The following is a 10,222-nucleotide window of genomic DNA, read 5'->3' on the forward strand; positions in this document are numbered from 1 at the left end:
ATTGGGTTTCAGGCTGCTGTCAACCCCCAAGTCTGGACGAAATCGCCAGTTGAGCGGCAGCCAGCCGAGCGACCGGTACCCGGAACGGAGAACAGGACACATAGTCAAAGCCAAGATCGCGGCAAATGGCGATTGATTCGGGGTTTCCGCCGTGTTCTCCGCAGACTGAAAGGGTCACATCGGGCTGTGCCGCGCGCCCTCTCTCGGACCCGAGCTTGAGCAATTCGCCAACCCCGTCGGCGTCCAGAACATGGAACGGGTCCTCTGTGAACACCCCCTGCCGGACATAGGCCGACATGAAACGCCCCGCGTCGTCGCGTGAAAGACCATAGGTCATCTGGGTCAGGTCGTTGGTTCCGAAGCTTAAAAACGCGGTGTTTGGCGCAATCTCTTCGGCGCGCAGGCAAGCGCGTGGTGTTTCGACCATCACACCGAGGCGGTATTCGAACTCCTGCCCCTTTTCGGCAGCGACAGCGGCCGCCACCGAGTCGATGCGGGATTTGACCAACTCGACCTCTCGCTTGGCCGAAACCAGAGGGATCATCACCTCAGGCACGACCGGTGCGCCGTTCTTCCGCGCCTCCAGCGTGGCTTCAAAGATCGCGCGAGCCTGCATGTCGTAGATTTCAGGCACTGTAACGCCAAGACGAACCCCGCGCAGGCCCAGCATCGGGTTGTATTCGGTCATTGCGGAGACACGACGCTCCACATCCGAGACAGGCAGATCCAGAGCTTCGGCCAGTTCGCGCTGGCCGCCGCGGGTGGTGGGCAGGAATTCGTGCAGCGGCGGGTCAAACAGGCGAATACAGACCGGTTGCCCCTCCATGATGCGGAAAAGCTGCACAAAGTCGTCGCGCTGCATAGGCAGCAAACGCTCCAACACGGCGGCACGACCCGAGGAGGTCTGCGCAAAGATCATCTCGCGCATCACGATCAGGCGGCCGGGGTCAAAGAACATATGCTCGGTCCGGCACAGGCCGATGCCCTGCGCCTGAAAATTGCGCGCAGTCTGCGCATCCGCAGGGGTATCGGCATTGGCGCGGATTTCGATATCCCGCTCGGCATCCGCCCAGCCCATGAGTGTCTGGAAGCAGTCGTCCAGCGCGGCCTCAAGCATCTCGGGCTGCCCCGCCAGAACCTGACCCGAGCTTCCGTCGATCGTCAGAACGTCTCCGGTCTTGAACACTCGCCCATCCGGGGTCGTCAGCATTTTCTTCTTGGTCTGGAACCGCATTTCAGAGGCACCGACGATGCAAGGCAGACCCAAACCCCGCCCGATCACGGCGGCATGGCTGGTCATCCCTCCCTTTTCGGTCAGAACGGCAACGGCGGCATGCATGCCCCGAACATCCTCGGGCGAGGTTTCGCGGCGTACAAGAACACAGGCTTCGCCCCGCGCGGCGCTGGCTTGCGCCTCGGCGGCCGTAAACACGATCTTGCCGGTCGACGCCCCCGGACTTGCGCCAATCGCGGTGGTCAGTACATCCCGCTCTGCCTCGGGGTGGACCTGCCGGTGCAACAGTTCGTTCAGTGCATGAGGGTCCACGCGCATCACCGCCTCTTGTGGCGGGATGATACCGTCTTCAGCCAGCCGCACCGCAATCCGCATCGCCGCGCGCGAGGTCCGCTGAACGCGCACGCCGTCCAGAATATGCACATTGCCGTTCTGGATCACGAATTCGACCTGCATTTCCTCGCGCAGCTTCTCGCGCATCAAAGCGGCCTGAGCTTTCAGATCGGCAAATGCGTTGGGCGCCACTTCTTCCAGAGACGGTCCCCGCGGGTCTTTCTCAAGATACAGCGCCGAGACGTCTTCGCCCAACGCATCCCGCCCCTGACTCTGGCTCAGGTACCGGCCAGTGATCTGAGGCATCCCGGTTGTCGGATCCACCAACTGCAACACACCCGATCCGCATTCGCCCTGTCCGACGCCCGGTATCATCTCTTGGATGACGAGCCCCAACCCCGCATCGGCCGGAGCGCCCTTGGCCTGACGTAACAGGCGCGCTGAGGTGCCATCCCACGCCCGCGCCATCGAGCGCAGAACTCCAATCAGCTGCTCACCGCGATCCTCGGGAAAAACCTCATCAGTCTCATCCTCATAGGCGTGCAGAGTACGCTTCAACCCCGCGACACCATCCTCGTCAATCTCGTCGAACACATCCGCATCCAGACGCGCCACATGGATCGCGTAGCTTTGCACAAAGCGCAGATACATGGCGGCGGCAGGCTCATCACCCATCGAGTTCGACAACTCAGCAAACCGCGCTTCGTTCATACCGATATTCAGAACCGCACCGGGGCCGCCCCAATCGGGGTCCTCGGAACTGGGACGCACACACAACAACGCCGTCGGCTCGAATTGCTCAAGGATTGCGGCCAGATCGGGGATTTGTCCCTCGGCAATGCGCTGCACCGCGTCAAAAGACAACGCGACCGTGCGCGGCACCGGCATCTCCAACCGGACCAGACGTTGCAGGCACTTTGCCCGCCCCCCATGGGTGTGCGGGGCAACGGGTGCGGTGGACGTGATGAGCGTGGTATGCGGATTATTCTGCACTGCGGCACCTTTTGGTTTCACCGCAGCATAGGCCCCTGCGCCCGTCACGCAAGGGTGATCTGGGCGCGCAAATCCGCGCGCCCGGACCTTTAGCCTTCGATCTTGGTCAGATCGGCAACGCTGGAACAGACCGAGCGGATCTGGCTGAGCAAGTTCAGACGGTTGCGACGCAGGATGTCATTGTCGGTGTTAACCTGCACATCCTCAAAGAACGCATCGACCGGCCCGCGCAGCGCGGCCATGGCCGCCATGGCGGTCGGGAAATCCTCGGCCTTGAGCGCCGGATCAATCTGAGCCTGCGCCGCATCCAGTGCCGCAAACAGAGCTTTTTCGCTGTCGGTCTCGGCGAATTTCACATCCGCACCGTAGGAGTATTCGACCCCGTCCTTCTCTTCGGCCTGCGTCAGGATGTTGTTGGCCCGCTTGAACCCCTGCACGAGGTTTTCCCCATCCTCGGTCGCGATCACCGCGTTCAGAGCACGGGCGCGTTTGACCAGCAAGTTGAGATCGTCATTGCCGTCCATCGCAATACAGGCGTCGATGATGTCGTGTCGGATGCCCTCGTCGCGGAGGAAGACTTTGAGACGGTCGTGGAAGAACGACAGAAGATCGTCAGATGCGTCTGGGACCTTTTTCTCAAGTTCAAGAAAAGCTGCCGCAGGCAAATCATCTATTTTGTCTCGCACGGTCTGAAACGCAGCGCCAAAGACACCTCGTTCTGCGATTTCTTCTAACAGATCAAGAACATTGGCTTCCGGCAGCGCCTCATTGATTGCGCTTTCTGCTCGTATCAGTTGGCTGTCAAAGAACCGATCCAAAGACAGCCGCAGATCGTTTTCGAGTATCAATCGAGTCACACCCAATGCAGCACGACGCAGGGCAAACGGGTCTTTTGAACCGGTGGGCTTCTCATCAATCGCCCAAAATCCTGTCAGCGTGTCCAGCTTGTCGGCCAGTGCCACTGTCACCGAGAGCGGCGCGGTCGGCACGTCATCTGACGGACCAAGCGGCGAGTAGTGGTCCTGTGCCACGGCGGCCACGGCAGCGTCCTCGCCTGCGGATTCGATGTAATAGCGGCCCATAAGCCCCTGAAGCTCAGGGAATTCATAGACCATCTCGGAGCTCAGATCGGCCTTGGCCAGACGCGCGGCTTTTTCGGTCTGATCTGCATCCGCTCTGGTCACCGGCGTCAGTTCGCGGGCCAGCGCGGCGATGCGGTCGATGCGTTCGGCCTGCGTGCCCAGTTTGTTGTGGAAGGTCACGTTTTCCAGCGCGCGGGTCCATTGGGCGATGTCCGTTTTGGCGACGCGCAAATCGTTCTCCCAGAAGAATTTCGCATCCGCCAGGCGGGCCGACAGCACCTTTTGGTTCCCTGCCAGAATGGTCGCGCCATTGTCGGCAGTTTCACGGTTGGCGACGGTGATGAACCGCTCGATCCGGCTCGTTTTGGGGTTCTTCAAGGAAAAGAACTTCTGGTGCTCTTTCATCGAGGTCTGCAACACCTCGGGCGGCAGGTCGAGGAATTCGTCGTCAATCTGCCCCATCAACACAACTGGCCATTCAACCAGACCAGCTACCTCGGCCAGCAGACCCTTGTCATCGACCACTTCCAGACCAGCGGCAAAGGCCATGTTCTGGGCATCGTTCCAGATATGCTCGGCACGTTCCTCGGGTGACAACACCACAAAGGCGCGTTTGAGTTTGGCGGCGTAATCCTCGAACGAGGTAACGGCAAAGCGGTTCGGGGCCATGAACCGGTGGCCCTCGGTCGTGTCACCGGATGTGATGCCTTCGACCTCAAGCGGGACAACCTGCGCACCCGTCTCATCGGTCAGAATGCACAGGATCGAGTGCAAAGGCCGCACCCACCGCATCGGACCGGAGCCCCAGCGCATCGACTTGGGCCATGGAAAGTTGCGGATTGTGGCTTCAAGCACCTCGGCCACAATCTCTGCCGCCGGGCGTCCGGGCTTTTCGATCTGGGCGAAATAGACCGCACCTTTGGGGGTGTCGCGTTCCTCTAGCTGGTCACGGGTCAAACCAGCGCCGCGCAAGAAGCCTTCGATCGCTTTGTCTGGCGCGCCGACCTTGGGGCCTTTGCGTTCCTCGCGGATCGTGGGGCTCTCGGTCAGCAAGCCTTCGACTGCCAAGGTCAGACGGCGCGGCGTAGTCAGGGCGGCGGCAGAGGCATAGGTCAAACCGGCCTCGACCAAACCATCGGTGATCCGCTTTTTCAGGTCTTCACCCGCGCGGGTCTGCATACGCGCGGGGATCTCCTCGGAAAACAGTTCGATCAGCAGGTCGGGCATTTTCGGTCCTTAGAAATTTACGATCGTCTGGATGACGATGGCATTGGCGATATCCACAAAGAATGCGGATACAAGGGGCAGCACGATAAAGGCAATAGGCGATGGGCCATATCGCTTGGTTACTGCGGTCATATTCGCGATAGCAGTGGGGGTTGCACCCAAAGCGAAGCCTCCAAACCCCGCAGCCAAAACCGCGGCGCGGTAGTTTGAACCCATGACAGGGAACAACACCCACAGCACAAAAACTACCGTGAAAAGGGTCTGGGCGGACATGATGACGACAATGGCCATGCCAAGCTCGGCGATGGTCCAGAGCTGAAGGCTCATCAGTGACATCGCCAGAAACGCGCCCAAGGCAAATTCCGAGATCAACGCCAGCGATGGCGTTCGCGATACCGGTGGGGCCGACGGTGCCACTAAGGCGCGCACATTGGCGATGACGATTCCCATGATCAAACATGGCACGAACAGCGGCAGCTTGAGACCGGCAGCTGAGATCGCTTCGCCCAGAGAATAACCCGCAATGATCGCGAGGTTGAGATGCAGCAAAACGCGCATGATCGACACGTGGTCGATATCGAGCGACCTGCCTTCTGTTTCGTCCGGCAATCCGACACTGGGCCCCTCGTCTGGACGGTCGGGGCTGAGATTGCGCCCTTCAACCAGCAACCGCGCAATCGGTCCACCGACCAGGGCGGCCAGAACCAAACCTAGCGTTGCAACGGCAACACCCAACTCGGTCGCGCTGTCCAACCCTGTCGCCCGCGCAACTTCGGGCGCCCATGCGATTGCGGTCCCGTGCCCGCCGATCAGCGCCGCCGAGCCGAACAGAACACCCGCCTGCGCCGGATAACCAAACATGGAAGCGCCAGCCGCACCGATCACGTTTTGCAAAACGATCGTCACAAGGGTCAGGATCAGAAGCAAAAACAGCGGCTTGCCGCCCGAAATCAGGTCCGAAAGACGTGCATTCAATCCGATCCCGGCAAAAAATACGACCAGTAGAAAATCCCGCGTACCCAGCTCGAATGCGAGTTCAAGATCGAATATCAAATACAGCGCCAGAACGGCAAACGAAGCCAGCAACCCTCCGGTCACGGGTTCGGGGATGTTGAAATTGCGAAGTGCGGCGACTTGATCATTGATCCGCGCGCCAAGCAGGTAGACGGCAAAACCTAAGGTCGCCGTCAGAAACTCAGGGATTTCGACGACGTGCTGCATGGCGGTCTCCTTACTGCTGCGGTCTGGGTGGGCATTCCTCGCCGACCACGGTGCCATCATAGGCTTTTTCACCGCAATTGTTCAGAGAATGCCAGACAAAGCCACGCCCATCCTCAGCAATCACAACAATGCGGTCCACCCCGTAGTGGATATTCTTCGCGCTCATGTAGGCCTGCGCCTGCCCCGTCTTCAACGCATCGGCTATAGCGACCGCATCATAGCAGTCGAACCAACCCGGAGCGGTCAAGGGCTCTGCATTCTCGACCGTTGTGAAACCCGACAATTGTTCCTTGGAGAGATCCGTGTTGAAGCAGGCCCGGTACCGGATCGGAGAGCTGTCTGCATCAATCGCCTGAAACAACGAATAGGCAATCGGCTGAGGAGTCTCACCGCCCACGGACAAGAGGGCGACGTCCTGTCCGGGCATGGGTTCGACCTCATAATAAAAGCCGTAGACTTGCAGGTAATACATGCCCGCCCCGGCAAGCACGGCCGAAAGCCCCAGAATGATCGCAAGCAATTTTCCCGTCATTGTCTTAGGCTGCCTCTTTCAAGTTCCTGAAAAATGGGACAGGTTTCGGGTGGAAACTGGAAACCACAAGGGTGTTTTCATGGAATCGACCCTCGCCGTTGGGTTCTTTGGTGCGCTGTTTGCGATCATGAACCCGATCACCAACCTGCCTGTGTTCCTGAGTGTTACGCAGGACCTGCCCCCTGCGGATCAACGTAAAGTCGCAGTTAAAACCGCGCTCTACTGCCTGGTCCTGGGCGGCGCGTTCGCAGCCATTGGGAGTCAGACGCTGAGCTTGTTCGGAATCAGCGTGGACCATCTGCGTGTCGCCGGAGGGTTGGTCGTGCTCATGATCGGCCTGAATATGCTGAACGGCAACGAAAGCACCTCGCATCACGGGACGGACGGAGAAAAAGAGGCCTATCCTGCGCCTGACACAGTCGCGTTCTATCCGCTGGCCTTTCCCATTCTGGTTGGCCCGGGCACGATCACGACCCTGATCCTGTACGCGCATCACGTCAACAAGCCGCTTGAAGCTGTTGTTTTCGCGGGTGTATTCTTGACCGTCGTCGCCTTGCTTCTGGTCACCTTCTGGAATGCCCCATGGCTGTCCAAACGTCTTTCGAGCAACGCACGCGTCATCATGAGCCGCTTCATGGGTATGATCCTGTCGGCCATCGCCATCGGCATGATTTCTGACGGCCTCAAGGCATTGCTGCCCGGATTGGCCTGAACGCTGCATCAGGCCTCGTACCCGGCGGCCTCGGTCAGGACAAACGCATCAGCGCATTGCTTGGCCAGCGCTCGGACACGGCCGATATAGGCCTGCCGTTCGGTCACCGAGATCACCCCGCGCGCGTCCAGGAGGTTGAAGATGTGGCTGGCCTTAATGCACTGATCATAGGCCGGGTGCGCCATCACGATGCGTTTGCCGGTTTTCGGATCATCATGCTGTTGCGCCAGAATGGTGGCGCATTCGGCCTCAGCTTCTTCGAAATGACGCAGCAGAACCTCAGTGTTGGCCACATCAAAGTTCCAACGGGCGTATTCCTCTTCGGTCTGCTTGAAGATGTCACCGTATGTGAGCGGGCTGGGGGACTGAGGATCGTTGAACGGCATATCCATCACATGGTCGATGCCCAACACATACATCGCCAGACGCTCCAATCCATAGGTCAGTTCACCTGAGACCGGCGTGCAATCATGACCACCGACCTGCTGAAAATAGGTGAACTGGCTGACTTCCATACCGTCGCACCAGACCTCCCATCCAAGACCCCATGCCCCAAGGGTCGGGCTTTCCCAGTCGTCCTCGACAAAACGGATGTCGTGCAGCTCCATGTCGATGCCGATAGCCTCGAGGCTGCCCAGATACAGCTCTTGCAGGTCCGGCGGGCTGGGTTTGATAAGAACCTGATACTGATAGTAGTGCTGCAGACGGTTCGGGTTCTCACCATAGCGCCCGTCGGTCGGACGACGCGAGGGTTGGACATAGGCCGCGGCCCATGCCTTGGACCCGAGCGCCCGCAGGGTTGTCGCCGGGTGGAACGTCCCAGCGCCCACCTCCATGTCATAAGGCTGCAGAATCGCACAGCCTTTCGAGGCCCAATAGGTCTGAAGCCGCAGGATGATCTCCTGAAAAGAACGAGGTGCGCTGGACTGATCGGTCATGACATTCCCTTTGGGCGCGCCTGCGCCCGGTTCCGATGGGTTTGGCCCTTCCTATGCAAGGGGCCGAGGGGCGTCAACGGGCCAATGGGTCCTTGCTGTATCTGCGCTGCCACACCGCAAATTCCCCGCATTCCCACCATGGCTTTCGCCACCCGAAATCGGGTATTCTGAGCAAAAGCATCAAAACTGCATAAACGGGCAGAAAATGACACGAGTATTTACGGCAATTCTATTGTTTCTTTTAGTTGGCCTACGCGCCGCAACCGCCCAGCAAGATCAGGGCGTCTGGGTTCAGGTCGAGGCGCAGCCATCCCTGCGTGAGGCACAGGATCGTGCGCAGGATTACGCCCGCGCACTGCCTGACGTGAACGGCTTTCGCCTAAACAGCGGTTGGTACGCCATTGTGATCGGCCCCTATCTGCGCAGCGACGCAGAACAGGTGCTGCGGGTTTACCGCTCTGAGGGACAAATCCCGCGCGACAGCTTCATTACTTTCTCAAGTTCCTTGGGCCAGCAGTACTGGCCGATCGGGGCAAATGTGTTGAACCGGGGCACCGTTGTCCCGCCGTTAGAACCCGAACAACCCACCATCGACACGCTGTCCGACGCAACCCCGCAGCCTTCGGATGAAACCCGTGCCCAGGCGTTGCAATCCGAACGTTTACTCACGTCGCAGGAACGCAGGGACCTGCAGACTGCACTTCAGGCTGCCGGCTTCTACAACTCGACCATCGACGGAGCCTTCGGCCAAGGTACACGCCGGTCGATGGCTGACTGGCAGAGCTTCAACGGATATGAGGCAACCGGCGTTCTGACCACTGTCCAACGCGCCGCATTGATTGAAGACTATAACGCGCCGCTGATCAGCGTTGGAATGAAGCGATACACCGACGGTCAGGCCGGGATCTCGGTTGATCTGCCGCTGGGAGCCATCGCCTTTGACCGCTATGAGGCCCCTTTCGCGCATTTCAAAAGCACCTCTGACCTGAACGCACAGGCGCTGCTGATCAGTCAGGAGGGCGGCAAATCCACGCTGCGCGCGCTTTATGAGGTGATGCAGTCGCTGGAAATCGTGCCGCTGGTCGGCCTGCGAGAGCTGCGCGGTGATCGCTTTACTCTTGAAGGGCGCGGCAAAGGCATCGTCTCTTATACCGAAGCGGCGCTGAAGGATGGCAAGATCAAAGGCTTCACGCTGGTCTGGCCCGAGGGCGATGAGGCCCGCCGCGCCCGCGTTCTGGCCGCGATGAAGGCCAGCTTTGCCACCACGGATGCGGTTCTGGATTCAAGCGCAGGCGCAGATGCTGAGCAACGCGTCGATCTGGTCTCGGGTCTTCAGGTTCGCAAACCGCGCCTGTCTCGTTCGGGCTTCTTTGCGGATGCGTCCGGCACTGTTCTGACCGTATCCGAGGCCGCCGACAGCTGCAGCCGTGTCACGCTGGACGGTGATCAGGAGCTTCAGGTGGCCTGGACGGATGCCGTTCTGGGCGTCTCTGTCCTGCGCCCGCGCAAGTCTTTGGCCCCGATCAACGTAGCCGAGTTCCGCTCAGACCAGCCGCGTATTCAGTCCGAGGTCGCGGTCTCCGGGTTCTCTTACGAAGGGGCTTTGGGGGCGCCTACCCTGACCTTCGGCCAAATCGCAGACGTGCGCGGCCTAAATGGTGAAACCGGTGTAAAGCGCCTCGCTTTGGCCGCCCAGCCGGGCGATGCCGGTGGTCCGGTCTTTGACTACAGTGGTAGCGTCGTCGGCATGCTGCTGCCCTCCCCGTCCGAGGGCCGCACCCTGCCCCGCTCGGTCAGCCTGGCGGTTTCGACCCAAGGGCTGAATGATGTCCTGTCGCAAGCGGGCATCTCGGGCCAAGCGGCGCAAGAGACGGCTGAGATCTCACCCAATGAGCTGAGCCGCCGCGCAAATGGAATGACCGTTCTGGTGCATTGCTGGGACTAACAACG

The 10,222-nt window shown here is 59.9% G+C and carries 7 protein-coding genes; 2 read left to right on the plus strand and 5 right to left on the minus strand.

From position 1 onward, the window contains the following. Positions 1 to 19: 19 nt before the first annotated feature. The 4 genes from ACR0AI_RS04560 to ACR0AI_RS04575 all read right to left on the minus strand — a co-directional run bounded on the left by ACR0AI_RS04560 (position 20) and on the right by ACR0AI_RS04575 (position 6,622). Positions 20 to 2,581 (minus strand): pyruvate, phosphate dikinase, encoded by a 2,562-nt coding sequence (locus ACR0AI_RS04560; RefSeq protein ID WP_170376397.1) that lies wholly within the window; start codon positions 2,579 to 2,581, stop codon positions 20 to 22. 68 nt (positions 2,582 to 2,649) lie between these two features. After that, positions 2,650 to 4,869: a glycine--tRNA ligase subunit beta gene (gene glyS / locus ACR0AI_RS04565; protein ID WP_480671917.1), complete on the minus strand. Its 2,220-nt coding sequence runs from the start codon at positions 4,867 to 4,869 to the stop codon at positions 2,650 to 2,652. Positions 4,870 to 4,878: 9 nt separating this feature from the next. Further along, positions 4,879 to 6,090, minus strand: coding sequence for a sodium/glutamate symporter (gene gltS / locus ACR0AI_RS04570; protein WP_170376394.1), 1,212 nt, complete (start codon positions 6,088 to 6,090; stop codon positions 4,879 to 4,881). Positions 6,091 to 6,100: 10 nt separating this feature from the next. Then, on the minus strand, positions 6,101 to 6,622 hold the full coding sequence (locus tag ACR0AI_RS04575) for a DUF6446 family protein (RefSeq protein WP_480671919.1): 522 nt from the start codon (positions 6,620 to 6,622) through the stop codon (positions 6,101 to 6,103). 79 nt (positions 6,623 to 6,701) lie between these two features. Between ACR0AI_RS04575 and ACR0AI_RS04580 the strand changes: the two genes are divergently transcribed. Beyond that, positions 6,702 to 7,334, plus strand: coding sequence for a MarC family protein (locus ACR0AI_RS04580; protein ID WP_170765649.1), 633 nt, complete (start codon positions 6,702 to 6,704; stop codon positions 7,332 to 7,334). Between the two features lie 8 nt (positions 7,335 to 7,342). Here ACR0AI_RS04580 and ACR0AI_RS04585 read toward each other — a convergent pair whose 3' ends face one another. Further along, positions 7,343 to 8,272, minus strand: a complete 930-nt coding sequence (locus tag ACR0AI_RS04585; RefSeq protein WP_170376388.1) for a glycine--tRNA ligase subunit alpha — start codon at positions 8,270 to 8,272, stop codon at positions 7,343 to 7,345. 205 nt (positions 8,273 to 8,477) lie between these two features. Here ACR0AI_RS04585 and ACR0AI_RS04590 point away from each other — a divergent pair, with 205 nt between their 5' ends. Beyond that, a complete protein-coding gene (locus tag ACR0AI_RS04590; RefSeq protein WP_480671922.1) occupies positions 8,478 to 10,217 on the plus strand; it encodes a serine protease in 1,740 nt (579 codons plus the stop codon). The last annotated feature ends 5 nt before the right edge of the window (positions 10,218 to 10,222 follow it).

This window comes from Ruegeria sp. BG3, from assembly GCF_056538485.1.